This is a genomic window from Rhodococcus erythropolis R138, from assembly GCF_000696675.2.
GTDB lineage: Bacteria > Actinomycetota > Actinomycetes > Mycobacteriales > Mycobacteriaceae > Rhodococcus_F > Rhodococcus_F erythropolis.
In genome coordinates this window covers 3,056,407-3,082,869 of sequence record NZ_CP007255.1, presented here as the reverse complement: position 1 = coordinate 3,082,869, position 26,463 = coordinate 3,056,407, and the positions used below count along the sequence as shown (strand labels likewise).

The 26,463-nt window shown below is 63.4% G+C and carries 28 protein-coding genes; 9 read left to right on the top strand and 19 right to left on the bottom strand.

Features of this window, described 5'->3' with window-relative positions:
* Positions 1 to 46 precede the first annotated feature (46 nt).
* The 5 genes from era to H351_RS14355 all read right to left on the bottom strand — a co-directional run bounded on the left by era (position 47) and on the right by H351_RS14355 (position 4,802).
* Positions 47 to 964, bottom strand: coding sequence for a GTPase Era (gene era, locus H351_RS14375; protein WP_019749018.1), 918 nt, complete (start codon positions 962 to 964; stop codon positions 47 to 49).
* Positions 965 to 988: 24 nt separating this feature from the next.
* Positions 989 to 2,293, bottom strand: coding sequence for a hemolysin family protein (locus H351_RS14370; protein WP_019749019.1), 1,305 nt, complete (start codon positions 2,291 to 2,293; stop codon positions 989 to 991).
* 21 nt (positions 2,294 to 2,314) lie between these two features.
* The gene (ybeY, locus tag H351_RS14365) at positions 2,315 to 2,857 is read right to left on the bottom strand and encodes an rRNA maturation RNase YbeY (protein WP_003944525.1); all 543 of its coding nucleotides are present in this window, start codon (positions 2,855 to 2,857) and stop codon (positions 2,315 to 2,317) included.
* A 48-nt stretch (positions 2,858 to 2,905) separates the two neighbouring features.
* On the bottom strand, positions 2,906 to 3,994 hold the full coding sequence (locus H351_RS14360) for a PhoH family protein (protein WP_019749020.1): 1,089 nt from the start codon (positions 3,992 to 3,994) through the stop codon (positions 2,906 to 2,908).
* A 112-nt stretch (positions 3,995 to 4,106) separates the two neighbouring features.
* Complete coding sequence (locus H351_RS14355; RefSeq protein WP_029255646.1) at positions 4,107 to 4,802, bottom strand: TetR/AcrR family transcriptional regulator; 696 nt, start codon at positions 4,800 to 4,802, stop codon at positions 4,107 to 4,109.
* 128 nt (positions 4,803 to 4,930) lie between these two features.
* Between H351_RS14355 and H351_RS14350 the strand changes: the two genes are divergently transcribed.
* Complete coding sequence (locus H351_RS14350) at positions 4,931 to 6,535, top strand: MFS transporter (protein WP_029255647.1); 1,605 nt, start codon at positions 4,931 to 4,933, stop codon at positions 6,533 to 6,535.
* Here H351_RS14350 and H351_RS14345 read toward each other — a convergent pair.
* The 5 genes from H351_RS14345 to hrcA all read right to left on the bottom strand — a co-directional run bounded on the left by H351_RS14345 (position 6,527) and on the right by hrcA (position 11,740).
* On the bottom strand, positions 6,527 to 7,303 hold the full coding sequence (locus tag H351_RS14345; RefSeq protein ID WP_021333395.1) for an alpha/beta hydrolase family protein: 777 nt from the start codon (positions 7,301 to 7,303) through the stop codon (positions 6,527 to 6,529). The genes H351_RS14350 and H351_RS14345 overlap by 9 nt on opposite strands.
* Before the next feature lie 14 nt (positions 7,304 to 7,317).
* On the bottom strand, positions 7,318 to 8,556 hold the full coding sequence (locus H351_RS14340) for a L,D-transpeptidase (RefSeq protein ID WP_020908192.1): 1,239 nt from the start codon (positions 8,554 to 8,556) through the stop codon (positions 7,318 to 7,320).
* Positions 8,557 to 8,699: 143 nt separating this feature from the next.
* On the bottom strand, positions 8,700 to 9,461 hold the full coding sequence (locus tag H351_RS14335; protein ID WP_029255648.1) for a 16S rRNA (uracil(1498)-N(3))-methyltransferase: 762 nt from the start codon (positions 9,459 to 9,461) through the stop codon (positions 8,700 to 8,702).
* A gap of 2 nt (positions 9,462 to 9,463) precedes the next feature.
* Positions 9,464 to 10,615 carry a molecular chaperone DnaJ gene (dnaJ, locus tag H351_RS14330; protein ID WP_029255649.1) on the bottom strand — a complete coding sequence of 384 codons (1,152 nt, stop codon included), beginning with the start codon at positions 10,613 to 10,615 and terminating at the stop codon, positions 9,464 to 9,466.
* An 81-nt stretch (positions 10,616 to 10,696) separates the two neighbouring features.
* Positions 10,697 to 11,740 carry a heat-inducible transcriptional repressor HrcA gene (hrcA, locus tag H351_RS14325; protein ID WP_019749027.1) on the bottom strand — a complete coding sequence of 348 codons (1,044 nt, stop codon included), beginning with the start codon at positions 11,738 to 11,740 and terminating at the stop codon, positions 10,697 to 10,699.
* 157 nt (positions 11,741 to 11,897) lie between these two features.
* Here hrcA and H351_RS14320 point away from each other — a divergent pair, with 157 nt between their 5' ends.
* The gene (locus H351_RS14320) at positions 11,898 to 12,221 is read left to right on the top strand and encodes a type II toxin-antitoxin system VapB family antitoxin (protein ID WP_003944521.1); all 324 of its coding nucleotides are present in this window, start codon (positions 11,898 to 11,900) and stop codon (positions 12,219 to 12,221) included.
* 26 nt (positions 12,222 to 12,247) lie between these two features.
* On the opposite strand, the gene H351_RS14315 is transcribed toward H351_RS14320, so the two are convergent.
* From H351_RS14315 to H351_RS14305, 3 genes are all read right to left on the bottom strand, one after another.
* On the bottom strand, positions 12,248 to 12,868 hold the full coding sequence (locus H351_RS14315) for a CG0192-related protein (protein WP_029255650.1): 621 nt from the start codon (positions 12,866 to 12,868) through the stop codon (positions 12,248 to 12,250).
* Positions 12,869 to 12,903: 35 nt separating this feature from the next.
* The gene (gene hemW, locus H351_RS14310; RefSeq protein ID WP_029255651.1) at positions 12,904 to 14,130 is read right to left on the bottom strand and encodes a radical SAM family heme chaperone HemW; all 1,227 of its coding nucleotides are present in this window, start codon (positions 14,128 to 14,130) and stop codon (positions 12,904 to 12,906) included.
* A 318-nt stretch (positions 14,131 to 14,448) separates the two neighbouring features.
* Positions 14,449 to 14,631, bottom strand: a complete 183-nt coding sequence (locus H351_RS14305; protein ID WP_029255652.1) for a hypothetical protein — start codon at positions 14,629 to 14,631, stop codon at positions 14,449 to 14,451.
* 2 nt (positions 14,632 to 14,633) lie between these two features.
* Between H351_RS14305 and H351_RS14300 the strand changes: the two genes are divergently transcribed.
* The 7 genes from H351_RS14300 (at position 14,634) to H351_RS14270 (ending at position 21,905) form a co-directional block, all read left to right on the top strand.
* Positions 14,634 to 16,364: a nitrite/sulfite reductase gene (locus tag H351_RS14300; RefSeq protein WP_020908197.1), complete on the top strand. Its 1,731-nt coding sequence runs from the start codon at positions 14,634 to 14,636 to the stop codon at positions 16,362 to 16,364.
* Positions 16,361 to 17,104 (top strand): phosphoadenylyl-sulfate reductase, encoded by a 744-nt coding sequence (locus H351_RS14295; protein WP_020969971.1) that lies wholly within the window; start codon positions 16,361 to 16,363, stop codon positions 17,102 to 17,104. Before H351_RS14300 ends, H351_RS14295 begins: the two co-directional genes overlap by 4 nt.
* Positions 17,101 to 18,036, top strand: a complete 936-nt coding sequence (cysD, locus tag H351_RS14290; protein ID WP_020908199.1) for a sulfate adenylyltransferase subunit CysD — start codon at positions 17,101 to 17,103, stop codon at positions 18,034 to 18,036. Before H351_RS14295 ends, cysD begins: the two co-directional genes overlap by 4 nt.
* The gene (locus tag H351_RS14285) at positions 18,036 to 19,322 is read left to right on the top strand and encodes a sulfate adenylyltransferase subunit 1 (protein WP_029255653.1); all 1,287 of its coding nucleotides are present in this window, start codon (positions 18,036 to 18,038) and stop codon (positions 19,320 to 19,322) included. The genes cysD and H351_RS14285 overlap by 1 nt, the downstream gene beginning before the upstream one ends.
* Before the next feature lie 4 nt (positions 19,323 to 19,326).
* On the top strand, positions 19,327 to 20,082 hold the full coding sequence (locus tag H351_RS14280; protein ID WP_029255654.1) for a sirohydrochlorin chelatase: 756 nt from the start codon (positions 19,327 to 19,329) through the stop codon (positions 20,080 to 20,082).
* A gap of 94 nt (positions 20,083 to 20,176) precedes the next feature.
* Positions 20,177 to 20,953, top strand: coding sequence for a DUF998 domain-containing protein (locus H351_RS14275; RefSeq protein ID WP_020908202.1), 777 nt, complete (start codon positions 20,177 to 20,179; stop codon positions 20,951 to 20,953).
* 55 nt (positions 20,954 to 21,008) lie between these two features.
* Positions 21,009 to 21,905, top strand: coding sequence for a universal stress protein (locus tag H351_RS14270; RefSeq protein ID WP_021333400.1), 897 nt, complete (start codon positions 21,009 to 21,011; stop codon positions 21,903 to 21,905).
* Between the two features lie 125 nt (positions 21,906 to 22,030).
* On the opposite strand, the gene H351_RS14265 is transcribed toward H351_RS14270, so the two are convergent.
* The 6 genes from H351_RS14265 to H351_RS14245 all read right to left on the bottom strand — a co-directional run bounded on the left by H351_RS14265 (position 22,031) and on the right by H351_RS14245 (position 26,383).
* Complete coding sequence (locus H351_RS14265; protein WP_020908203.1) at positions 22,031 to 23,080, bottom strand: sulfate/molybdate ABC transporter ATP-binding protein; 1,050 nt, start codon at positions 23,078 to 23,080, stop codon at positions 22,031 to 22,033.
* On the bottom strand, positions 23,077 to 23,883 hold the full coding sequence (gene cysW / locus H351_RS14260; protein WP_003944503.1) for a sulfate ABC transporter permease subunit CysW: 807 nt from the start codon (positions 23,881 to 23,883) through the stop codon (positions 23,077 to 23,079). The genes H351_RS14265 and cysW overlap by 4 nt, the downstream gene beginning before the upstream one ends.
* Positions 23,880 to 24,728 carry a sulfate ABC transporter permease subunit CysT gene (gene cysT, locus H351_RS14255; protein ID WP_003944556.1) on the bottom strand — a complete coding sequence of 283 codons (849 nt, stop codon included), beginning with the start codon at positions 24,726 to 24,728 and terminating at the stop codon, positions 23,880 to 23,882. The genes cysW and cysT overlap by 4 nt, the downstream gene beginning before the upstream one ends.
* A gap of 7 nt (positions 24,729 to 24,735) precedes the next feature.
* Positions 24,736 to 25,767, bottom strand: a complete 1,032-nt coding sequence (locus tag H351_RS14250) for a sulfate ABC transporter substrate-binding protein (RefSeq protein ID WP_003944569.1) — start codon at positions 25,765 to 25,767, stop codon at positions 24,736 to 24,738.
* A 196-nt stretch (positions 25,768 to 25,963) separates the two neighbouring features.
* Positions 25,964 to 26,053 (bottom strand): Ms4533A family Cys-rich leader peptide, encoded by a 90-nt coding sequence (locus tag H351_RS32865; RefSeq protein WP_309599318.1) that lies wholly within the window; start codon positions 26,051 to 26,053, stop codon positions 25,964 to 25,966.
* Positions 26,054 to 26,176: 123 nt separating this feature from the next.
* Entirely contained in the window at positions 26,177 to 26,383 is a 207-nt protein-coding gene (locus H351_RS14245; RefSeq protein WP_019749040.1) for a hypothetical protein, read from the bottom strand.
* Between the last annotated feature and the right edge of the window lie 80 nt (positions 26,384 to 26,463).

The following is a 26,463-nucleotide window of genomic DNA, read 5'->3' as shown; positions in this document are numbered from 1 at the left end:
GTTAGGCAGTCCCTGGACTCCTTAACCGCTCACGGGGCCGGAGGCCCTAGAAGCCCAGCCGGCCGAGCTGCTTCGGGTCGCGCTGCCAGTCCTTGGCGACCTTGACGTGTAACTCCAGGAAGATCCGCACACCGAGCAGCTTCTCGATCTGCAGGCGCGCACTGGTACCGACTTCCCGCAGACGCGCTCCGCCCTTACCGATGACGATGCCCTTCTGGCTGGGCCGCTCGACGTAGAGCAACGCGTGGACGTCCAGCATCTCGCCCTGCTTCTCCGTGCGTCCTTCGCGCGGGATGACCTCCTCGATCACCACGGCCAGGGAGTGCGGCAATTCCTCACCGAGACCCTCGAGCGCAGCCTCACGGATGAGTTCGGCCATGAGCACCTCTTCGGGCTCGTCCGTCAATTCGCCGTCCGGGTAGAAGGCCGGGCCCTCGTCCATCAGACCGGCGAGGACGTCGACCAGGATCTCGACCTGTTCGCCCGACTTCGCGGACACCGGAACGACTTCGGATTCGGGGCCGAGCAGGGTGGACAGCGCAAGCAACTGCTTTCCGACGGCGTCGCGGCTGACCTTGTCGATCTTGGTGACGATGCCGACCAGCTTGGTCTTGGGCGCCATTTGACGGATCTGCTGCACGATCCAGCGGTCTCCGGGCCCGATGGCCTCGTCGGCCGGGATGCACAGGCAGATGACGTCGACCTCGGAGTACGTGTCACGAACCAGGTCGTTGAGGCGCTGCCCGAGCAATGTGCGCGGCTTGTGCAGTCCAGGGGTGTCCACCAGGATCAGCTGCGCATGCTCGCGGTGAACGATGCCACGAATCGTATGGCGCGTCGTCTGGGGGCGCGAGGACGTGATCGCGATCTTGCTGCCGACCAACGCATTGGTCAGCGTGGACTTACCCGTATTGGGTCGACCCACGAAACACACGAAGCCTGACCGGAATTCGTTCTTGCTCATAACTGCTCCTCGCTGAACACTCGCTCAGTCATCGGTGTCTTCTGTCTCTTCGTCTTCGGACCGCGGGATGCGCTGCACGAACACCGTGCTGATGCGTACCCGGCCTCGGCCCGTGTTGGTTCCCTCACCGCGCAGGATCAAACCGTCGTATTCCACCTCGGAACCGGGAAGCGGAACTCGGCCGAGTACGTATCCGATCAGCCCGCCGACGGTCTCCACCTCGTCGAGTTCGAGTTCGAGATCGAACAATTCGCCGAGGTCTTCGATGGGAAGCCTCGCGGATACGCGGAACATTCCGTCGCCGAGATCCTCGATGGGCGGCGTCTCGTCCTCGTCGTACTCGTCGGCGATCTCACCGACGATCTCTTCGATGACGTCTTCGATCGTGACCAGGCCAGCGATTCCGCCGTATTCGTCGACGAGGATCGCCATGTGATTGCGGTCGCGCTGCATCTCGGCCAGCAAGCTGTCGAGTGGCTTCGAGTCGGGAACGAAGACCGCCGGCCGCATGACGTCGCAGACGTTGACGTTCCGGCCGCCGTCGGGCAGGTGGTAGGTCTGCTTGACCAGATCCTTGAGGTAGACGACACCGAGCACGTCGTCGACGTTCTCCCCGATGACCGGCAAGCGCGAGTGACCACTGCGCACGGCCAACGACGTCGCCTGTCCGGCATTCTTGTCATTTTCGATCCACACCATGTCGGTGCGTGGCACCATCACCTCGCGTGCCGACGTGTCTCCGAGTTCGAAGACGGACTGGATCATTCGGCGTTCTTCGTCGGCGACGACGCCGCGTTCCTGCGCCATGTCCACGAGTTCACGCAACTCGATTTCCGAAGCGAACGGACCGTTGCGGAAGCCCTTACCCGGGGTCAAGGCGTTACCCACGAGGATCAGGACGCGACTGATCGGCCCGAGCAGAACACCGATCCACAGCAGTGGCAACGACGCGGCCATCGCGATGGAGTACGCATGTTGGCGCCCAAGCGTTCTCGGTCCGACGCCGATGACCACGTACGAGACGAGAACCATGATCACCGCAGTGACGGTCAGCGCCCAGCCCAACGAGAGGATGTCGATCAGACCGCCCACGAGTACGACGGTGGCCGTGATCTCGCACAAAATGCGAAGCAGGACCATCAGATTCACGTATCGCGGACGATCGGTCAGAATGCGCTGCACGCGCGCGGCGCCGGCTCGCTCTTCCTTTGCCATCTCGTCGATGCGCGCCGACGAAATGGTGTTGAGCGCCGAGTCGACGGCCGCGAAGACACCACCGACCGGGACAAGAGCAATCGCCAGAACAAAGAGCGCTATGGCGCTACTCACTACAGAACCCCCGGATGCCTGTTATCGGTCCACTCCGTCGACGAAACCGGTCTTGCCGAGCAGCTTCTGATCGCGTTCGGCGAGTGCTGCTTCGCGGTCGATACGGCGAAGGTCTTCGTACCACTCTTCGAGGAGGCTGTTCTGCAAGCCGAACATCTCCTTCTCCTCTTCCGGCTCCGCATGGTCGTAGCCGAGGAGGTGCAACACACCGTGGACGGTCAGGAGAGCAAGTTCGTGGGCCAGTGAATGCCCGGCCTTGTCAGCCTGATCCGCGGCAAAAGACGGACACAACACGATGTCGCCGAGCATCGACGGTCCAGGCTCCGGGGAATCAGGACGGCCACCCGGCTCGAGTTCGTCCATCGGGAACGACATGACGTCGGTCGGGCCCGGCAGGTCCATCCAGCGAACGTGCAGATCCGCCATCGTCGCGGAGTCGACGAGAACCATCGACAGCTCGGCCGCCGGATGGACATCCATCCGAGCGATCACGAAACGGGCAACGCTGATCAACTCCGGTTCGGAGATGTCCATGCCCGATTCGTTCGAGACCTCGATGCTCATGTGCGACGCTCTTTCCTGGGAAAAGTAGGGGTTGATGCGTCGATCAGCCTACCGTCGCGGTGAATGAGCATGTGCAGCGCGGCGCTGCGCCCGGTTTCCGACCGCTAACTCGCCGGACCGATCCGATTCGTGACGCTCGTAAGCGTCGACGATGTGGGAGACCAGCCGATGACGTACGACGTCACTGCTGTCGAGAGTGGCGAAATGAATATCGTCGATCCCGGTGAGGATTTCGGATGCCGCACGCAGACCCGAACGGGCCCCACCAGGTAGATCGACCTGGGTCACGTCTCCGGTGACCACGATCTTGGAACCGAACCCGAGACGGGTCAGGAACATCTTCATCTGCTCGGCCGTGGTGTTCTGCGCTTCGTCCAAGATGATGAAGGCATCGTTGAGCGTCCGGCCGCGCATGTAAGCGAGCGGAGCGACCTCGATGACTCCGGCCTGCATCAACTTCGGAATCGCCTCGGGATCCATCATGTCGTGCAATGCGTCGTGCAGCGGGCGCAGATACGGATCGATCTTCTCGTGCAGCGTGCCGGGCAGAAAGCCCAGTCGCTCGCCTGCCTCGACTGCCGGCCTGGTCAAGATGATCCGAGAGACCTGCTTGGCCTGCAACGCCTGAACGGCCTTGGCCATGGCGAGGTAGGTCTTGCCGGTGCCGGCCGGGCCGACTCCGAACACGATGGTGTTCTCGTCGATGGCGTCGACGTAGCGTTTCTGGTTGAGGGTCTTGGGCCGAATCGTCTTGCCCCGACGCGAAAGAATGTCGAGGGAGAGCACCTCGGCCGGAGACTCGCCGACCTCGTTGGTGAGCATGCCGATGGTTCGTCGAACAGCATCCGGTGCGATGGGTTGCCCCCGACCGGCCAGCGACGCCAATTCACTGAACACACGTTCTGCCAGCGCAACGTCTGCAGCCGTCCCCGACAAGGAGACAGTTCCGCCACGTACGTGAATGTCGGCACGAAGCTCACGTTCGATCGCGGTGAGATTCTCGTCCGTCGCCCCCAGGATTTGACGCACGGTCTCCGGCGCCAGATCCATACTCGAACGGACGGTGCGCTCTGCGGGCAGAGCGCGATCGGTGATGGTGGTTACACGGTTCCCGTCGAGTTCACTGTGTTCACTCACGTGGTGAATATGGCCTGCTTTCTGGTCCGATCAGCCCACTCGACTCGTGAGCCTCGATACTTCGAAGTCTAGCGCCAGAGTCGGACACGGCCCACTTGTTAATCGTCCCGGCCTAATCCTCGCGGCGACCGGACGGCAGCGATTCTCGGATCCATTCCGACGCTTCGGCGACGACCTCGGCACTTCTGTCCGGACTGATACCCGAGATGACCAGGCATACGGCGGCAAAGGATTCGCCAGAGTCCGTGATGAGCCCACTGTTGGCCTGATCGAACAACGTGATCGTGATCGCCTCGGTCATCGCTACCAGAGTCTCGGCCGGCAGGTATGTCGAGAAGGTGCCGTCACGCTGACCTCGCTCGACGACGCTGATACTCACGGCGCGCGCGGGCTCCATCAAATCGAGAATCCGCTGCTCCCCCAACTCTTTGCGAGCAAAACTGAGCAGCATCCGGAATCGATCACCGACCGGCCATGACAGCAATGCCAGTACGGCAGTCGCCAGATCGGGGCGCTCGGGCGGCTCACCGGCTTGGCTCAGCGCAGCAACGAGATCGGTCGACGCCTCGTCCACGATGCCGTTGATCAGCGCCTCACGGCTGTCGAAATGCGCGTACACGGTTCGTCTGACCACACCGGCAGCCTTTGCGACGTCGTCCATGCTCGCATCCGGATCAGCAGCGAACGCCGTGATCGCCGCCTCGATGATGCGATTGCGATTCGCCGCGGCCTGACTACGACGCTGCCTTCCGCCCGATTCGGCAGTTCCCGAAACGACTGTGCCCGAATGCGTCAACGCGCGTTCCACCTCTTTCGACTGCCCAACTGTGATCTAGGTCAATCATAGTTGCACATCAGTGTGCAAGTTATTAACTTACACATCAGTGTGCAAATAGATCGAGGAGTCTCTTCGATCATCAGGAACGGAGTCGCGTCATGACGACACTCATGAGCAAACCTGTCTCGGAGATGGACCAGCCGTACTCACGGCGGTGGGCCGCGCTCGGGGTGTTGTGCCTGAGTCTGCTGATCGTCGTGATGGCGAATACCGCGCTGATCGTCGCGGCGCCGGACATGACCAGAGACCTCGGGCTCACCAGCACGCAACTGCAATGGGTCATCGACGGCTACACAGTCCCCTACGCCGCGCTGATGTTGCTGTTCGGCGTGATCGGTGACAAGTACAGTCGCCGCGGAGCGCTTCTGGCCGGACTCGCCGTGTTCGCCGGCGGCGCCGTCTTCGGCAGTATCGCGGACACCACCAACGCCGTCATCGCGGCACGAATGATCATGGGCGTCGGCGCCGCGATCATCATGCCCGCGACGCTTTCGCTTCTGGTCGCGACCTTTCCCAAGGCGGAGCGATCACGCGCCATCGCGGCGTGGGCGGCGACGTCGGGTCTGGCGATTGCCCTCGGCCCGCTGTTGGCCGGATGGATTCTCGACAGCCATTCCTGGAGCATCACTTTCCTGATCAACGTCCCGATCGCCGCAGTCGCTGCCGTCGCCGCCGTAATCCTGGTGCCTCCGAGCAAGGCCGAGCACCTGGGCCGGATCGACTGGATCGGCGGAGCACTCTCGGTGGTCACCATCGGCTCGCTCGTGTACTCGATCATCAACGGATTCCACTTCGGGTGGACCGGCGGACCCATCGGCGCCGCCATGCTCGCTGCGATCGGCCTCGTCTCGTTCGTCGTCTGGGAACTGCGTCACCCGCAGCCACTGCTCGACGTCCGCAAACTCGGCCAGCGCATGGTCGGCGGCGCGACACTCGCCGTACTTCTGCTCTTCCTGGCCGCCTTCGGTGCCATCTACTTCATCTCACAGCAGTTCCAGTTCATCCTCGGATACGGCGCACTCGAAACCGGTGTTCGTCTGCTGCCCTTGGCAATTGCCGTTTCGATCGGCGCCGTGGTCAGTGGCCGGATCACTCCGCTGATCGGCGTCCGGGCATCCATCGTCGGCGGCATGGTCGTCGCCGCGGTCGGTGTTCTGATTCTCACGCAGGTAGACGGCGATTCGGGCTACTGGATGTTCGCTGTCCCACTGATCCTGCTCGGCCTGGGCATCGGCTTGAGTGAACCGCCGGCCACCGACGCCATCATGGACAACTTCTCCGAGGACGATCTCGGCGCTGCTGGTGGCCTCAACGACACCGCCATCGAACTCGGCGGCTCTCTGGGAATCGCGATCCTGGGCTCGATCCTCGCTGCGAGCTACAAGGATTCGATCGCAGGATTCATCAGCGGTATGCAGGTTCCACAGTTGACGGGTGAGCTGGCGCAACAGGCCGCGTACGCAATGGAGGTGTCCGGAGAATCCGTCGGCGGCGCTTCGTTGGTCGCCGAAGAGATGGCAGGCAACCCCTTGGCTGCAGCTCAGGCAGCGCCGTTGCTCGACGCCGCCGGCAGTGCCTACGCCGACGCGATTTCGGCGGCCAGTTGGGCGGGCGGTCTTGCACTGTTCGTGGGGGCAGTTGTCGTGGCGTTCATCCTGCCGGGCAAGAAGGCCCCTGTGCAAGAAGGCCCCGTGTCAGTCTGACGTGCTCGGAGCCAGCGGGTCTTCGGCGAGAACCAACTCGCGGGAGACCCGCCAGGACTCGGTCGAGGGTGAGAGGAATGCGTCGTGTCCTTCGCCCTCGATCACGCGCAGTGCCACGGGATCACCAGCCGCTTCGGCAGCCTTCGCATACCGGGAGCTCACCTTGGCCGGCACCTGCAGATCCTCCGCACCCGTGACGCACACAACGGGTACGCCGATCGGCAGTCGATGCTGTGGCGACGCATTGCGATACAGATCCGGGTCCGCTTCGAACGGAACGCCGAACAGATCCTCGATGAAACTGATCCGTCGTCCACGCTCGCCTGCCGACGCCAGATCGAGTGCGGCAGCCTGCGCGATGACCCGTTCAGGCCGGGTGAACGTGTCCTTCTCCCCCGCCAGCCACACTGCAAGATGTCCGCCGGCCGAATGCCCGAGCAGGCGAATCTGATTCAGATCGAATTCGGCCGAGGACTTCGCGGCAACCAGTCCGGGGATTTCGTCGTACGCCGTTTTCACGTCGGCGGACATTTCCGGCCAACCACCGCCCGCCCCGAGGCGGCGGTATTCGATGTTCCACACTGCGACGCCGTGCCGCGCGAGTTCGACGGCAAATGCGGTGCCCAGATTCAATCCGTACTGCCCGCTCCAGAAGCCGCCGTGGATCTGCATGACGATCGGGATCGGGCCGTCAACCGCCTCGTCTGGAACGTAGAGATGCCCGAACTGTTGCTCGTGTCGGCCGTACGGAATCTTGAATCGAGGCACCGAGGAAATCTATCTCAGGCGAGGGCGCTGCCTGCGGCCCAGTCTGCCCACGAGAGGGTCCAGTCGCCGTTCTGCCACACCTCCAGCGGAGCCCCGCCGGTGTTCTTGATCTCGACGACATCCCCTGGCTGCGAGAAATCGAAGAACCATTTGGCATTGGCCGCACTGAGATTGAGGCAACCGTGCGAGGTGTCGGTGTTTCCCTGCGCCCAGACGGTGCTCTCCAACTCGTGAAGATAGATACCGTCCGTGCTGATGCGGGTGGCCCAGTTGATGGATTCCTTGTAGCCCAGGCGCGAGTTGATCGGCAGACCGTAGGTCGACGAATCCATGATGACGGGATTGGCCTTGTCCATCACGGTGTACGTGCCGGGCTGGGTCCAGAACGAGAGCGTCGTGCCGCCGATCGTTTCGGTGCCGCCCATACCCATCGAGGTCGGCATTTCCTTGATCACCTGACCGTTTTCGTAGACGGTCACCATCTTGGTGTTGTCGTCGGCGACCGAGACGTGGGAGTCGCCGATCTTGAAGGACACGGTGTCGTCCTGTTGGCCGTACAGTCCGTTGCCGAGTTGCTTGCCGTAGATGTTCGCGTTCACCGAGACCGTCGTGCCTGGTGCGTAGTAATTCTGCGGACGCCAGTGAACGTTCTGACCGTCGACCCAGTACCACGATCCTTGTACGGGCGGATTGGTGGTGACCACCAGAGACTTCTCGGCCGCGGCTTTGTCACCGATCAACTCGTCGAAATGAACGGCGACGACCGTGCCGACGCCGTACGTGCCACCGTCCGAAATCGAGGCGCCACCGGTGGTGTTGATGTACGCGCGAGTCTGATTACTCGGCGCGACGGTGGTCAGCGTCGTGTTCTTGGTCGTGGCAACACCATTCGCGTCGACGGCATCGACGACAAGCTTGTAGGTCTTGCCGTATCCGAGTGGTTCGCTCGGCTTCCAGGACGTCTTGTCAGGCGTCGTGATACCGGCGACTTCCTTACCTTCGGGATTGGTCAGCGCGACGGTCGTCAGTGTTCCCTTCGCGACCTGGACCTCGATGGGATCGAGGGGGCTCACGGGGGTTCCGCCGTCGGCGGGAGTGACGGTGACGAGCGCCTCGCTGGTCGGTGTGGTGGTGACGGCATTACCGGAAGAGCCCGGGTTGTCTCCGGTGGAGACGGTGCACCCCGCAACCAGCATCATCGCCGCCGCGGCACACACCGCTCCGGCAATTCGCATATGCGCACGTGACAACATCTGGCCTCCTGAAATCCCCGAACCAACTCACGCCGAAGGCGACCCCCGACGTCCTTACGATAGTGCGCAAATCTGACACTTCGCTGAGCGCCGGATCCGATTCAGCTCGGGATCACACCAACGTCAGTGCAGTCACAACAAGATCAGTGCAGTGGCCGTGGTCTCCAGCGATCGGTCAGCACTCCGATCGCGCCGAGAGCAACAGCCCCGGCGGTCGACGTGCGCAGGACCGTCGGCCCGAGAAGCACCGGAGTGGCCCCGGCCTCCGACAACGCACTGATCTCCGAATCGTCGAGCCCACCTTCGGGACCGACAACGAGAAATACCTCGTCCGCGCTCGCCAACGGCAAGCCGGCCAACGGCGTCGTCGCCGATTCGTGAAGCACCGCAACCACAGCGCCGCGGGCAACGGCGTCGCGAACCAACGCGATCACCGCCGCCGTCTTGTGCAGATCCGAAATCTCCGGGACGAACGCGCGTCTGGACTGCTTCGCCGCAGACACTGCGGCACTTCGCCAGCGTGCGACGCCCTTGGCGAGCTTCGGGCCTTCCCATTTGGCGACACAACGCAGGGACTGCCACGGAATCACGGCGTCGATACCGGCCTCGGTGGCCAGTTCGACGGCCAACTCGGAGCGCTCGGCCTTGGGCAGTGCCTGAATCAGGGTCACCAACGGCTTGGGCTGCTCGAGAACCTGAACGTCGCTGACCAACAGTTCGAGGCGATCCTTGCCGACGCTCGTCACCTCGGCGTCGGCTACCCGGCCACGGCCGTCGGCCAACACCAAACGCTCGCCGACACCGATCCGGCGGACAGTGGCCGCGTGGCGGCCCTCCTGCCCGTCCAGAACTGCGATTTCACCGACGCCGGGAACCGGGTCGAGAAAGAAGACCGTTGCGGCCACCGTCAGCGGCCGCTGAATGCTTCGCGAAGACGCGAGAACAGACCACCGCTGTTCTGCGACGTCGTCGAAACGACCTCGGCCTCGTCACGATCGCGGAGCAGCGTGAATTCCTTGAGCAGCTTGGACTGCTTGTGATCGAGGCGGCTCGGGATGACCACCTCGAGGTGAGCGTGGACGTCGCCGCGCACTCCCGACCGCAGTTTCGGCATACCGTGACCGCGAAGAACAGCAACGTGCCCGGGCTGGGTGCCTGGCTCGATGGTGATTTCCTTGGGGCCGTCGATGATGGTGTCGACGGTGACGCTGGTACCCAGTGCTGCGTCGACCATGGGAACACGGATGGTGCAGTGCAGGTCTTCACCGTCCCGAACGAAGACGTCGTGCTGCTGCTCGACGATCTCGACGTAGAGGTCGCCGGGGTGTCCGCCGCCTGGGCCGACTTCACCCTGCGCAGTCAAACGGATGCGCATGCCACCGGCAACGCCCGCCGGAACCTTCACCGTGATGTCGCGCTTGGCCCGAACTCGGCCGTCGCCGCCACACTTGTGGCAGGGATCCGGGATGGTCTCACCGGCACCGCGGCACGTCGGGCAGGGACGCGAGGTCATGACCTGGCCGAGGAACGAGCGCTGGATGGACTGAACTTCGCCGGCACCGTTGCAGGTCTCACAGCGGACAGGCTTGGAGTCGCCGTTGGTTCCGGCTCCGGTGCAGCTGTCGCACAGAATGGCCGTCTCGACGGTCACGTGCTTGCTGACGCCCGTCGCACATTCTGCGAGGGTCAGCTTGGTGCGAAGCAACGAGTCGGCGCCGGGCTGAACGCGACCGCGCGGCCCACGACCTGCGCCGCCACCGCCGCCGAAGAATGCTTCGAAGACGTCGCCGAGGCCACCGCCTCCGAATCCGCCACCGAAGCCACCACCTCCGCCGCCACCGGACTCGAGCGGGTCTCCGCCGAGATCGACGATGCGACGCTTCTCCGGGTCGGTCAGGACCTCGTAGGCCGTCGAGATCTCCTTGAACTTGGCCTGCGCCGCCTCGTCAGGGTTGACGTCCGGGTGCAGTTCGCGTGCCAGCTTGCGGTAAGCGCGCTTGAGCTCCTGGTCTGTCGCGTTCTTGCCGACGCCGAGCAATCCGTAGTAATCCCGTGCCACGTTGAGTCTCTCGTCCTTCTCTTACTTCTAGGTTTTCCTCAGTCCTCGCGAGGAGGTGTGCCGACCAAATGTCGACGTCCGTCATCGCTCGGAGAGAACTTCGCCGATGTATCTGGCAACGGCGGCAACCGATGCAATTGTTCCCGGATAGTCCATCCGAGTGGGTCCGAGCACACCGACACCACCGAAAACGGTACCGGCCGCGCCGTAGCCAGTCGAAATCACGGAGGTTCCGCGCATCTGTTCGACCTGCGTCTCTTCACCGATCTGGACGGTGACCGTGCCGGAATTCTGAGTCGCAGCGAGCAGTTTGAGGACCACTACCTGCTCTTCCAGTGCTTCGAGCACTGCGCGCAGCGAACCGGGGAAGCCGGCCAGACCGGAGAAATCGGCGGCGTTGCGCGTGAGGTTGGAGGTTCCGCCCAGAACGAGGCGATCTTCCGGATGTTCGACCAGGGTCTCGACCAGAACCGTTGCCGACCGGATCACGGCGTCGCGCAGGTCGGCCGGAGACTCGTCGGCCAGTTCCGCCACGGCAATCGACGCGGCGGCCAGGCGCTTGCCTTCCAGGGCCCCGCCGAGAAGCGCGCGCAACCGGGAAAGGTCTTCGTCTTCGAGGACGTCCCCGAGTTCGACGATTCGCTGATCGACGCGGCCGGAATCGGTGATGAGAACGAGAAGCAGGCGCGCCGGCGTCAATGCGACCACCTCGAGGTGGCGAACCGACGACGCGGACAGCGACGGGTACTGGACAACCGCGACCTGACGGGTCAGTTGCGCGAGCAGTCGCACACCGCGGCGCAGAACGTCGTCGAGGTCGACACCCGACTCCAAGAACTCGAGGATCGCTCGTCGCTCGGGTCCGGACATGGGCTTGACGTCGGCGATGCGATCGACGAATTCGCGGTATCCCTTGTCGGTGGGGACGCGGCCGGAACTGGTGTGCGGTTGGGCGATGTAGCCCTCGGCCTCAAGGAATGCCATGTCGTTGCGCACAGTGGCGCTCGACACTCCGAGGTTGTGACGCTCGACCAGGGCCTTGGATCCCACCGGGTCCTGGGTGGAGACGTAATCGGCCACGATTGCACGTAAGACCTCGAAACGCCTGTCGTCGGTACTCGACATCGTTGCCACCTCCGTTTCCTGAACAGAACGAACACCGACATTTACACATCGGTTCCCACTGGCAGTCTAATCGCCCGAGCGCCAGAGACGGCTGTTGCCCTTACTGTGGAGTGAGATCGGCGAAGGGTCGATCGCACAACCATGGACAAGGCGGCACATGATCTTCAAAGGCGTGATGGACGGCAAACCGTATCCCGATCACGGACTGTCTCTACGCGACTGGTCGAAGTTCCCTCCACGTCAGGTTCGACTCGACGAGATCGTGACCACCACGAAGGTCCTCGAACTCGATCGCTTGCTGTCGGAGGACTCGACCTTCTACGGCGATCTGTTCCCTCACGCAGTGCAGTGGCGCGGCACTCTTTACCTCGAGGACGGCCTGCACCGAGCGGTTCGTTCGGCCCTGCGAAACCGCGTCGTGCTGCACGCGCGTGTCTTCGACTTCGACGCGATGCCCGGTGTCATCGAGGGCGTCCGCTGACGCTCACGCGACTCAGGCGCCGAGACTCAACCGACGAACGCGAGCAGTGCGGGATTCGGCTGCCCCGGCCAGGTTCCGGTGAGCGTCGCCGAGCCTGACACTCGATCTGCGTCGATCACTCTCACCACGGTCAATTCCAGTTCTCCCGCGCTGATGATCGTGTCGGTGCCGACTGTCGAGCAGGTCACCGATTCGACTTCCGGTACGTAAGCGCCGGCCGTACCGCTGCCTACTACGTGAGCCGTCACCGGGATGCAATCGGCGGAGTCCGCGAAAACCAGATCGACTCCGGCCCCACCGGTCAGAATCGCAGTCGCCACCGCGCTCACGTAGACCGGATCGCAGCAAGCGTCGTACACCCACCGCTCGCCCAGTACCGAATGATCCATGGTTGCGATCAGCGCAGTCTCCGCCCCGTCCAGCGGAGCACCACGATAAGTGAGCGGGACCTGAAGAATTCGACCGTCGGCAGAGCGGAGCAGATGCGTCTCGACTCCGACCTCACCGTCCGGGTCGTCGAAACGATAGGCGTCGACGCGTTCGAGCGTCGAACAGTCGACCGACCCGATCCATGGCTGCTTGGGCACCCACGCTCGGAGCAGGTCGTTCTTGGACGGATTCAGCTGCGCACGATGAATGATGGCCACCACGGCCACATTACGCGGCAAAGGATGGTGCCGCGTCAGGTCAGGATCGTGCGAATCACCGCATCAGCGAGCAGGCGACCACGGTCGGTGAGAACCACGTGATCGTTCTCGATCACGGCCAACCGGTCGACTACCACCTGGTCGGCCGAAAGGCGTTCGGATGCAGACAGTTCCGACAACGGAAGTCCCGTACGCAACCGCGCGGTCAACATGACGCGCTCCATGTGTTCGTCCTCGGCGGTCAGTTCTTCGCTGCCGCCGACGGGAAGTTCACCGAGGGCCAACTGTTCCGCGTACCGTGCCGGGTGCTTGACGTTCCACCACCGCACTCCGCCGACGTGACTGTGCGCGCCCGGTCCGGCGCCCCACCAGTCACCACCGTCCCAGTAGCCGAGGTTGTGACGGCACCGGGTGTCACCGGAGTCCGCGGTTTCCGCCTTTGCCCAGTTGGAGACCTCGTACCAGTGCAAGCCGGCCTCGGACAGGCGTGAATCGATTCGTTCGTATCGTGAGGCCAGCACGTCGTCGTCCGGCGCGGGCAGCTCGCCGCGCCTGACCTTGCGAGCCATGGCGGTGCCGTCCTCGACGATCAACGCGTAGGCCGAGACGTGGTCGACATCGGCGGAGAGAACCGCATCGAGTGAGGCGTCCAGATCTTGGTCTCGCTCCCCTGGCGTTCCATAGATCAAATCCAAGTTCACGTGCGAAAAACCAGCTGCGCGAGCCTCTTTCGCGGCAGCGACGGCGCGGCCGGGAGTGTGGGTGCGGTCGAGGATCTTCAGGACGTGCTGAGCCGCGGACTGCATGCCGAGGGAAATGCGGGTGAATCCCGCACTGCGGAGAGCGTCGAAGAATTCCGGCGACGTCGATTCGGGGTTCGATTCCGTGGTCACTTCGGCGCCGGACGCCAAGCCGAAGCTGCTGCGAACCGCCGACAGCACGTCGGACAGCCCGTCGCCACCGAGCAGCGACGGCGTTCCACCGCCCACGAACACCGTCTCGGCCGCCGGGGCGCCCGTCATCTCGGCCGCGAGATCGAGTTCGCGTCGCAAACCCTCCAGCCACGACTGCGGCGACGCCGAGGTTCCGAGCTCACCGGCCGTGTAGGTGTTGAAATCGCAGTACCCACACCTGGTGGCACAGAACGGGACGTGGATGTAGATCCCGAACGGCCGTTTCCCGACACCCTCGAGCGATCGCGCGGGCAAGGCGAAGGGCGTCGCCTCGCTCTGTCGAGTGGGAGTCGTGCTGGTGGCATTCACGCCTCCAGTGTCCCAGCATCCGGAACGCACACCTATTCAGCCTGCGCTGCAGGTCGGCGCGTGGCCTGAACTCGATATTTCCCCCGTTTTTCGTGGAAATATGCGCCCGAGTCGGAATTATCGAGTTGACGTGGCACAATGGTCCGCATGACCGGACTCGGAGTGCGACTTGTGGCGCGTCGCCATGTCGACTTCAAGCGTGTGTGCAGCTCGTCGTGTCTGCACCTGTGTAGCTGTTGATCTTTCACTGATCTTCCAGCCTTTCCCGCTCATCTCCATCTGCTTCACCGAAACAACTCTCTGCAGAGACACGTCGTTTCAGAGATACAGCTTCTCCAGCTGTTCGTTTTCGTGAGCACACCAGCCGGCCGCGAGCTTTCCGAGACCGAGGACAGCCCCCTCGATTTCCGACACGGACCGGTGCGTCCCGATCAGACACCGCCACAGTTCGTCGATAGTGCGTGCCGCGTGCCGATCAACCGCCCAGATCCAGGAGTTCATCGATGACGTCGACCACCGACGCCGCCACACCCGCCGATTCGGCAGCACCTGCCGAAGCCCGGCCCGCACGCGCTGCGCGTCCCGCCAAGCGTCGCGCCGAAGGTCAGTGGGCCCTCGGTTACCGCGAGCCGCTCAACGCCAACGAGCAGGCCAAGAAGGACGACAACCCGCTCAACGTTCGGGCCCGCATCGAGAACATCTACTCCAAGCAGGGATTCGACAGCATCGACAAGGGCGACCTTCGCGGCCGCTTCCGCTGGTGGGGTCTCTACACCCAGCGCGAAGAAGGCTACGACGGCACCTTCACCGGCGACGAGAACATCGACCTGCTCGAGGCCAAATACTTCATGATGCGCGTGCGTTGCGACGCCGGCGCTCTCAACGTCGAGCAGCTGCGCACCATCGCCGGCATCTCGAAGGAATTCGGCCGGAACACCGCCGACCTGTCCGACCGCGAAAACGTCCAGTTCCACTGGATCGAGGTCGAGAACGTTCCGGAGATCTGGAAGCGCCTCGAAGCCGTCGGACTCAAGACCACCGAAGCGTGCGGTGACTGCCCCCGCGTCGTCCTCGGTTCTCCCCTGGCCGGCGAATCGCTCGACGAGGTCCTCGATCCCACCCCGGCGATCGACGAGATCGTGCGCCGCTACATCGGCGACCCCAAGTACTCCAACCTGCCGCGCAAGTTCAAGACCGCCATCTCCGGTCAGCAGGACGTCGTTCACGAGATCAACGACATCGCCTTCATCGGCGTGAACCACCCCGAGCACGGCCCGGGCCTCGACCTCTGGGTCGGCGGCGGACTGTCCACCAACCCGATGCTGGCGCAGCGCGTCGGCGCCTGGATTCCGCTCGACGAGGTCCCCGATGTCTGGGAGGGTGTCGTCTCGATCTTCCGTGACTACGGCTACCGCCGTCTGCGCGCGAAGGCAAGGCTCAAGTTCCTCATCAAGGACTGGGGCATCGAAAAGTTCCGCGAGGTTCTCGAGACGGAGTACCTCGAGCGCCCGCTCATCGACGGCCCCGCGCCGGAGAAGCCCAAGCGCCCGATCGACCACGTCGGCATCCAGAAGACCCGCAACGGCCACAACGCAGTCGGCTTCGCTCCGATCGCCGGCCGCGTCTCGGGAGACATCCTGGCTCAGGTCGCCGACGCCGCGGAGAAAGCCGGCAGCGACCGGATCCGCTTCACGCCGTACCAGAAGCTGATCATCCTCGACGTCGCCGACGAGACCCTCGAGCCGCTCATCGCCGATCTCGACGCGCTGGGCCTTCCCGCCCGACCGTCGCACTGGCGCAAGAACCTGATGGCCTGCTCCGGCATCGAGTTCTGCAAGCTCTCGTTCGCCGAGACACGCAAGCGTTCGCAGGTGCTCGTGCCCGAACTCGAACAGCGTCTCGCCGACATCAACAGCCAGCTCGACGTGCCGATCACCATCAACATCAACGGTTGCCCCAACTCCTGCGCTCGCTCGCAGATCGCCGACATCGGCTTCAAGGGCCAGCTCGTCGACGACGGTGAGGGGAATCAAGTCGAGGGTTTCCAGGTTCACCTGGGAGGCAGCCTCGGATTCGACAGCGCCTTCGGACGCAAGCTGCGCCAGCACAAGGTCACCAGCGTCGAGATGGGTGACTACATCGACCGCGTCGTACGTCAGTTCGTCAAGAACCGCAACGAAGGTGAACGGTTCGCCGAATGGGCAGTGCGCGCAGACGAAGGAGATTTGCGATGACAGTGGACATTTCGCGAGCAACCGCCGACGAGCTTCGGTCCATCGCCGAGCGCGGTGCCGTAGAACTCGACGGAGCCAGCGCACAGGAACTGTTGCAGTGGACCGAGGACACGTTCGGTGACGGGGCGAGCGCAGCGACGGGGGAACGTAGCGGTTACATCGTGGCGTCGAACATGCAGGATGGAGTGCTGGTTCACCTTGCCGCACAAGTTCATCCGGGCGTCGACGTACTCTTCCTCGACACCGGCTACCACTTCCCCGAGACCATCGGCACGCGTGACGCGGTCGAGCAGGTCTACGGCGTCAACGTCATCAATGCACGCGCGCTGGCAAGCGTCGCCGAGCAGGATGTCGCCGAGGGCAAGGATCTGTTCGCCCGTGATCCCAACCGCTGCTGCGCATTGCGCAAGGTCGCACCCCTCAAGCAGACACTGTCCGGCTACAGCGCGTGGGTGACCGGCATCCGCCGCGTCGAAGCGCCCACCCGCGCCAACGCCCCCCTGATCTCCTTCGACGAGGCCTTCGGCCTCGTGAAGATCAACCCGATCGCTCCGTGGTCGGACGAGGAGATGCAGAACTACATCGACACCAATTCCATCCTCGTCAATCCTCTTGTCGACGAGGGCTATCCGTCCATCGGCTGCGCACCCTGCACCAGCAAGCCAGCCCCCGGCAGCGATCCGCGTAGCGGTCGTTGGGCCGGTGCCTCCAAGACAGAATGCGGGTTGCACGCATCATGACAGTTGACTTGACACTTTCACGTCCTCAGCTCGACGGCACACAGTTCGATACTCTCGACGCCCTCGAGTCCGAAGCGATCCACATCTTCCGAGAGGTAGCCGGCGAGTTCGAACGCCCGGTCATTCTCTTCTCGGGAGGTAAGGACTCCACCGTGCTGCTGCATCTGGCGATCAAGGCCTTCTGGCCTGCGCCGCTGCCGTTCACCCTGCTGCACGTCGATACCGGCCACAACCTGCAGGAAGTTCTCGACTTCCGCGATCACGTCGTGGCCAAGTACAACCTGCGCCTGCACGTGGCCAGCGTCGAGGAGTACATCGCGGACGGTCGCCTCACCGAGCGCCCCGACGGTATCCGCAACCCGCTGCAGACCGTTCCGTTGCTGGACGCGATCTCCGAGAACCGCTTCGACGCCGTCTTCGGTGGCGCTCGCCGCGACGAGGAGCGCGCCCGCGCCAAGGAGCGGATCTTCTCGCTGCGCAACGCTTTCGGCCAGTGGGATCCCAAGAAGCAGCGCCCGGAACTGTGGAACCTCTACAACGGTCGCCACTCCCCCGGCGAGCAGGTGCGCGTCTTTCCGCTCAGCAACTTCACCGAGCTGGACATCTGGCGTTACATCGCCCGCGACAACGTCGAACTCGCCAGCATCTACTACGCCCACCAGCGTCCGGTGTACCAGCGCGACGGCATGTGGATGACCCCCGGAGTCTGGGGTGGTCCGGCTGACGGCGAAGAGCTGCAGACCCTTTCGGTGCGTTACCGCACCGTCGGCGACGGTTCGACCACCGGTGCTGTTCTCTCCGATGCGGCTGACAACGAAGCGATTCTCGCCGAGGTTGCGGCATCACGTTTGACCGAGCGCGGCGCGACCCGTGGCGACGACCGAGTTTCCGAAGCGGCCATGGAAGACCGCAAGCGAGAGGGCTACTTCTGATGAGCGATCTGCTCAGACTGGCAACTGCCGGCAGCGTCGACGACGGAAAGTCCACACTCGTGGGCCGCCTGTTGTACGACACTAAATCCGTTCTCGCCGACCAGATCGACGCCGTTACCCGTGCGTCGGTGGACCGGGGTCTCGACACCCCTGACCTGTCGCTCCTGGTGGACGGACTGCGCGCCGAGCGTGAGCAGGGCATCACCATCGACGTGGCGTACCGCTACTTCGCGACCCCCAAGCGCACCTTCGTGCTTGCCGATACACCGGGTCACGTGCAGTACACCCGCAACACGGTCTCCGGTGCCTCGACGGCTCAGCTCGTGATCCTGCTGGTCGATGCTCGCAAGGGCGTCATCGCGCAGACTCGTAGGCACGCAGCGGTTCTCGCGTTGCTCGGTGTCCCGAAGCTCGTTCTCGCCGTGAACAAGATCGACCTCGTCGAGAACCCCGAAGAGGTCTTCACCTCGATCTCCGCCGAGTTCAACGAACTCACCAGCTCACTGGGCTGGTCAAGCGAAGACGTCGTCGAGATCCCGGTATCGGCACTGCACGGTGACAACGTCGCCATCCGCTCCGACAAGACCCCGTACTACACCGGCCCCACGCTGATCGAGCACCTCGAGTCGATTCCGGTCGACGCCGAGCCGCATCGCGTCGGCCTGCGTTTCCCGGTGCAGTACGTGATCCGTCCGCGTACCGCCGAGTTCCTCGACTACCGCGGATACGCCGGCCAGGTTGCCGCCGGTTCCGTCGTACCCGGCGACGAAGTGGTGATCCTGCCCTCGGGTACGCGCACCACCGTCACTCGTATCGACACGGCCGACGGCGAACTCGACGTCGCCCACGCCGGACGCAGCGTCACGCTGATCCTGGCCGACGACGTCGACGTCTCTCGCGGCGACACCATCGCCTCGCCGTCTGACGCACCCGAGCCGATCGGCGAATTCGACGCCACTGTCTGCTGGTTGGCCGAGAAGTCGCTGCGCCCCGGCGCACGTCTGCTGCTCAAGCACGGCACGCGCACGACGCAGGCCATCGTCGGCAGCTTGGTGGAGCGCTTCAACGAGCAGGATCTCACCACGGATCAGGGCCCGGACACTCTCGAGCTCAACGAGATCGGCAAGATCTCGATCCGCGTGGCCGAGCCGATCGTGGCCGACGACTACACAGTGAACCGCCACACCGGCAGCTTCCTGTTGATCGATCCCGCTGGTGGAAACACTCTCGCAGCCGGCTTGGTCGGCGACGTCATTTCCGCTGTCGAATTGGGCGAGCGCGTCTAAGAAGATGGTTCCGCTCATTGCTGTTGCGCACGGCAGCCGTGATCCCCGTTCTGCTCGGGTGATCGCGGCTGCCGTGGCGGCTCTTCGTGAGGCCCGGCCAGACCTCGATGTCCGGCTGGCGTTTCTCGATCTCAATGCACCGTCCATCGATCAGGTCCTGGACGGAGTTGCACACGACGGCCACACTCACGCCGTTGTTGTTCCGATGCTGCTGGGCAACGCCTTCCACGCTCGGGTAGATCTGCCCGGGCTCTTGGCCGCTGCCGCGACACGCCACCCCCAACTGACCGTGTTCCAAGCAGACGTACTAGGTCGCGATGCTCGGCTTATCGAGGCAGTGCGCGAGCGAATCCTCGAAGCGGGCGCCCGGCCGGACGATCCGTCGGTCGGTGTCGCTCTTGCGGCAGTCGGCTCGTCCGACGCGCGTGCCAACGCCGCGACCGCAGAACTGGCGTCCACTCTCCTGAGCGGAACCAACTGGTCGGGCGTTCGAATCTGTTTCGCGACATCCGCGGAACCAACAGTTGCCCAGGCGATCTCCGCTCTCGAGCAGAACGGCGCCGAACGCGTTGTCGTCGCACCCTGGTTCTTGGCTCCCGGCCTACTGACCGACCGACTCAGCGCTGCAGCAGCAACGGTAAGTCCGCGCGCGCGTTTCGCCGAAACGATCGGTGGGCACTCTCTACTGATCGAAACGATGATCGACCGTTACCGACAAGTCGCTGATGCACTACCCGACCGTCTGGTCCGCTCCGCCTGATCCGGTTTCACAGGCCGTTATCAGATTGTTACCGTAGTGTTGGATCAGTCCAGCCTGCGAAGGTTCATCCTTCGCCTGCGAAACAGATCTTTGGGTGCAATCCCCTCAGAGCGCCGCGAGAGGGAACACCATCACTCACAATCTTCGCCTCGGCACAGCCGGCACCGCCTGGGTCCTGTCGGTGCTCTACCTGCTTGTCGAGATCTTCACGGCCGGAGCCTGGAAGACGCCGTACAGCTTCGCGCGTGACTCCATCAGTTCGCTGGGCGTGACGACATGCAGCGTGGATTCGTGTTCGCCGATGCACGACGTCATGAACGCGGCCTTCATGATCCTCGGTGCGCTCACCATCCTCGGTGCAGCCTTGCTGCACAAGTACATTCCGGACGGTCGTGCGAAAAAGTGGATTCTCGGCCTTGCCGTCGTCGTTGCACTGAGCACCGCGGCTACCGGCCTCTTCCCGGCCAACGACGGGACCTTCGTTCACTGGACCGCAGTACTTCCCGGCTTCGTCGCCCGCCATGCCGTTCTCGTACTCATGGCAATTCAATTCTGGAAGCACAGCAAATGGATCGCAGTATGGTCGGGACTGTGCGCGGCCACCGGAATCGTCGGCGCCGTACTGCTTCTCGGACGAACCCTCACTTTCGGCTTGGGTGAACGCTTGACGCTGTACCCGCTGCCGATGTGGATGGCAGTCACCGGCGTCGCAGCCCTGCTCGCGTTGATGCGCCGAACCGTGTTGAAGAACGTGGAATTGACACTGCCCGGTAACGGATTCATCACCGCTCTGTTGTCGTTGCGCCCGCGTCGAACTCGCGCAGCAGTGCCTACCGACGTTCTCGCACCGCGGGAGCTGACGAGTTTGTAGCGAACCCGGGGTGACCAGGGACACACTGGTAGGGAGGCGACGCGAGGAGACTTCCATGACCAGTGCATCTGTTCGACACGGAATCGTGGCCGGCATCGACGGCTCGGCAAGCGCGGTCAACGCCGCGAGGTGGGCAGCATCGGCTGCAAAGAGATTCGACGAACCATTGCGACTGACCCACGTTCTGCCGGGACAACCCGAGTCAGGTGGCGGTACCAACGTCACTGACGAAGAGATGTTCGACCATCACCTTCGCGTCGAGGGTGCAAAGTTACTCGACGAGGCCGAGGACGCCATTCGCGACGATCACACCGACGTCACCGTCGAACGCGGCCTCGTGACCGGCACTCCCGCAACCACACTCGTCGAACTTTCGAAATCCGCTCGCATCGTTGCACTCGGTCAGGCCGGTACCAGCGAAATGCAATCGGTGTTTCTCGGATCCGACACCATTCGAGTGGTCAACCGGGCGCACTGCCCCGTGGCGGTGTTCCGCGGTACCGGCGAGCACGCGGTCGCCGACACCAGGCCCATCGTCGTCGGCGTCGACGGGAGCAAGCTCAGCGAACTCGCCGTCGCGCATGCTTTCGAGTTTGCCGCGTTCCTCGGCGCGCCCTTGGTTGCGGTTCACACCTGGAACGAGCACGCCTCGCTCGGCGGGTACTCCGAAGCCAGGCGCTTCGTCGACTGGGGTCCGTACGAACAGCATGAGCACGCTCTGCTGTCCGAGTGCCTCGCCGGCTGGACGGAGAAGTACCCCGATGTCGACGTCACGCGGAGTGTCCAGCGCAGCGGACCGATGAAGGCACTGCTCGAGCATTCAGCGGAAGCGCAACTCGTAGTCGTCGGTAGCCACGGCCGCAGCCCGTTCATGGCGTCGATAGTCGGATCGACCAGTCAGAGCCTCATCCACCACGCCCAATGCCCAGTCCTCGTCTGCCGAGAGGGCTGAACTCGTCTCGCTGTTGCCCGACCCCCACCTCTGAGCGAACGGCACTTTCGGCGCTATCAGGAGGCCGAAAGTGCCGTTCGCTCAAACAGGAGTGGGGGTGAAACAGGTCAAACAGGGCTAGCGGGTCATACCTGGCCGACGACGCTCACCGTCACCGGCTCCTGCTCCGGCGTCACCACCGGAGTCTCCGGCAGATCCGGCACCCGGGTAGCCCGGGCGTAGACCGTCTCCCCCGCCTCGAGGTGCAGAGCTGCACTGTCACCGCGGGTGACCTGAGCCGAGAACAACTCACCGGTTGCCTCGTTGCGCAGGTCGACTCGAACCTCGAAGCCGAGATACACGACGCGCTCGACGGTTGCGCGTGTGACGCCGAGGGACTCGGCCGTTCCGGACTCCTGAGCGAGAGCCATGCTCGGATCGCGGCCGAGACGGATGTCATGCGGACGGACCAACTGCCCGTTGAGCTTCGCGACGGATCCGAGGAAGGACATCACGAAGTCGTTGGACGGGCGGTCGTACAGGTCGGCAGGTTCACCGATCTGCTCGATCCGCCCCTTGTTCAGCACCGCGATGCGGTCGGCGACGTCGAGAGCCTCTTCCTGGTCGTGGGTGACCAGGACGGTGGTGACGTGCACCTCGTCATGCAGGCGGCGCAACCACGTGCGCAGGTCGGCACGGACCTTCGCGTCGAGGGCGCCGAAGGGCTCGTCGAGCAGGAGCACCTGCGGATCCACCGCCAGAGCGCGCGCCAACGCCATGCGCTGACGTTGACCGCCGGACAGCTGCGCGGGGTACCGATGCTGAAAGCCGTCGAGGCCGACGATCTCGAGAAGTTCGTTGACCTTCTTCTCGATCTCCGGCTTCGGGCGCTTGCGGATCTTGAGCCCGAACGCCACGTTGTCTCGCACCGTCATGTGCTTGAACGCCGCGTAGTGCTGGAACACGAAACCGATGTCTCGCTTCTGCGGCGAGACGCCGGTGACGTCCTTGCCTGCGATGGTGATGGTTCCCGAATCGAGTTCTTCGAGCCCTGCGATCGAACGCAGCAACGTCGACTTTCCCGAGCCACTGGGCCCGAGCAATGCCGTCAACGAACCCGAGGGAATGTTGACCGTCACGTCGTCGAGCGCCGCGAAATCACCGTAGTTCTTGCGGGCCCCGGTCACTGTGATCATGTGGTGCTCCTCTTACGGTCCAGCAGCGTCATCAGCAACAGGACAATGATGGCGATGCCCATCAGCAGCGTTGCCGCCGAATACGCACCAAAAGTGTTGTGGTCGTCGATGTATCGCGAATGCACCAGCAATGTCAGTGTCTGGGATACCCCCGGGAAGCCGGAAGAGACCATGATGACTGCGCCGAATTCACCGAGCGAACGCGCCACCGTCAACACGATTCCGTACGTCAAGCCCCAACGGATCGCGGGCAAGGTGATCCGCCAGAACGTCTGCCAGCCCGAGGCACCGAGCGTCGCGGCTGCTTGTTCCTGCTCGTCGCCGATCTCGTGAAGTACGGGTTCGACTTCCCGGACGACGAAGGGCAGCGTCACGAAAATCGTCGCGATCACCATGCCTGGCAAGCCGAAGATGACCTTGAACCCCAACGATTCGATGCCGCCGAACCAACCGTTGGCACCCCACAGAAGAATCAACGACACACCGACGACGACGGGCGAGACTGCGAAGGGCAGGTCGACCACCGACTGCAGTACGCCCCGCCCCGGGAAACGCCCACGCACGAGTGCCAGAGCCGTGACAACACCGAACACCACGTTGATCGGGACCACGATCGCCACGATGATCAGCGAAAGATTCAGCGCGGAGATCGCTGCCGGTGTCGTGATCGATTCGAGGAACGGGCCGATTCCGTTCTCGAACGTTCGCGTCAGGATCACACCGATCGGCACGACCAACAACACGAACAGGTAGACGAGAGCGATGGTCCGCAGACCGATCTTCGATCCTCTGGACACGTTCATCGGGAACTCTCCTCACGTCGCTGTCCCCGCGAGGCGAAGATTCGCAGGACGAACAGCGTCACGAATGCGATGGCCAGCAACGCTACCGAGACGGCAGCGGCGTTGGTCGGACGATCGATCTCGATCTGCTGCTGAATGTACTGCGACGTCATCTGTGTCACGCGTGGGATGTTGCCGCCGATCAGAACGACCGAGCCGTATTCACCGATCGCTCGGGCGAATGCGAGCCCCGCGCCGGAGATGACGGCAGGCGCCAGCGTCGGAAGAACGACGGAACGAAAGATCGTCCAGTTGGAAGCCCCCAACGATGCAGCGGCTTCCTCGACTTCGCGGTCGACCTCCATCAGCACCGGCTGCACCGAGCGAACCACGAACGGCAAGGTCACGAAGGCCAATGCCACGATCAGTCCGGGCTGGGTTGCATTGAGGTGGATGTCGATCGGTGACTGCGGGCCGTAGAGCGACAGCAGCACGATCGACGCCACGATGGTCGGTAGTGCGAACGGCAGATCGATCATCGAGTTGACGATGCGCTTGCCCGGGAAGTCGTCCCGGACCAGCACCCACGCGATGATCGTGCCCATCACGACGTTGATCAATGCCACGATCACCGAGACCAACAACGTCACGCGCAACGACGCCAAGGCGACGGGTGCGGTGATGGCGTCCCAGAATCCGGAGATCCCCTCGTCGAACGCGGTGGCGGTCAACGCGGCGAGCGGAAGCAGAACGATCACGGAGAGCCACAGGGTGGCCACTCCGATTCCGAGCGGCCCCACACTCCCCGTGACCCGCGCGAGTTTTCGCCGACGAGCCACGGGGGTGGGGTCAATAGTGTCAGTCACGTCAGTCTTACTTGGTCGCGTTGTCGTAGATCACTGCGATCGAACCGGTGTCCTTGGTGAACAGAGCGCTGTCCACGGCCTTCCAGCCGCCGAGGTCTGCGATGGTCCACAGCTTGGTCGGCTCGGGGAACTTGTCGGTGAACTTGGCAGCGACGGCGGGATCAACGGGACGGAATCCTGCTTCGGCCCAGAGCGTCTGACCCTCGGTCGTGTACAGGTAGTCCTTGAACGCGGTCGCCTTGTCGAGGACCTTGCTGTTCGAGATCACGGCAACCGGGTTCTCGATCTTGAAGGTCGTGGGCGGGGTGACGTGCTCGACCGGGTCGCCGTTGCCTTCGATGAACAGTGCCTCGTTCTCGTAGCTGATCAGAACGTCACCGCTGCCCTGCAGGAAGGCTTCCGAAGCCTCGCGTCCCGACTTGGGCTGGATCTTGACGTGATCGTTGACCAAGGCGGTGACGTAGTCGAGACCCGCCTGCGGGTTCTTGCCACCGTCGCTCTTGGCGGCGTACGGCGCCAAGAGGTTCCACTTGGCCGAGCCGGAGCTGAACGGGTTCGGCGTGACGACCTCGAGGCCGGGCTGAAGCAGGTCGTCCCAGTCCTTGATGCCCTTCGGGTTCCCCGGACGCGTCACGATGGTGACTACCGATCCGAACGGAATTCCGTTGTAGGCGTCCTGGTTCCAGTTCTGATCTACCAGACCGGCATCGACCAGGCGGGTGATGTCGGGCTCGACGGAGAAGTTGACGAAGTCTGCCTCGGCGCCGTCCTTCACCTTGCGCGACTGGTCGCCCGAGGCGCCGTACGAAGGATTGAAGTTGACGTTCTTGCCCTCGTCTGTCGCCTGGAAGGCTGCAGTGAGCTTGTCGAAGCCAGGCTTCGGCACGGCGTAGGCGAACAGGTTGATCGTGCCGGCGCTACCGTCGCTGGCGGCGCTGTCACCACCCACGGTGTCGCTCGAGCCACCACTGCACGCTGTGAGTACCACGGCCCCCATGGTCGCGATAGCAGTGAGAAGTGTGCGGGAACGGCGTTTCATTGCAGATACCTTCCTGAAAGGACTGACAAACGAGGGTTGGTCAAACGACAAGTCCGAGACCTCTGGGGCTGATTCCATCGGGATGTTCAGACATGGAGAGCCGACGGGCAATGAGCCCTGAATCGGGGGCGCGAGTTACGCGCAGAGAAGTTCGAGTGGGGTGCGCAGCACCACCGGAGAGGTCGAACTCAGGAAATCAACAACAGGCGACGTCAGCGACGTCGAGCATGCCGACAGCAATCAACGCCAACTGATGGCGGATTACGGGAGCTGTTGCTTCGGACACGCGGTGGACTTTAGCAGAGCACCGGCGCCCGCTCTAATCGGGAGAACTAACGGGTGAGAAGCCACGCGACGATCACGAGGAGAATCAGGGCTATCAGGGCGAGAGTGACCCGTGAGCGGGGCATCAGCTTTCCTCTACTTCTCGAGAATTCCTACGCAACCAGCCGAAGAGCGGCAGAGCGAGAACGGCGGCCAACGCGCGATCCAGACCGACGGCCACCAGGCGGCACAGCGGAACGACGACGATCAGGACCAACGCGACCTGCGGGATGAACGGGAGCCCCGCCATCCACAGCTCGAAGCTGTCCCACCAATCCGCTATCCGATCCACGCCAACACCCTATCCTTCGGACGATACGGTCCCGACAGCGTGTGGATTGGACGTGTGTCGATTCTGGCCGGATGATGGCC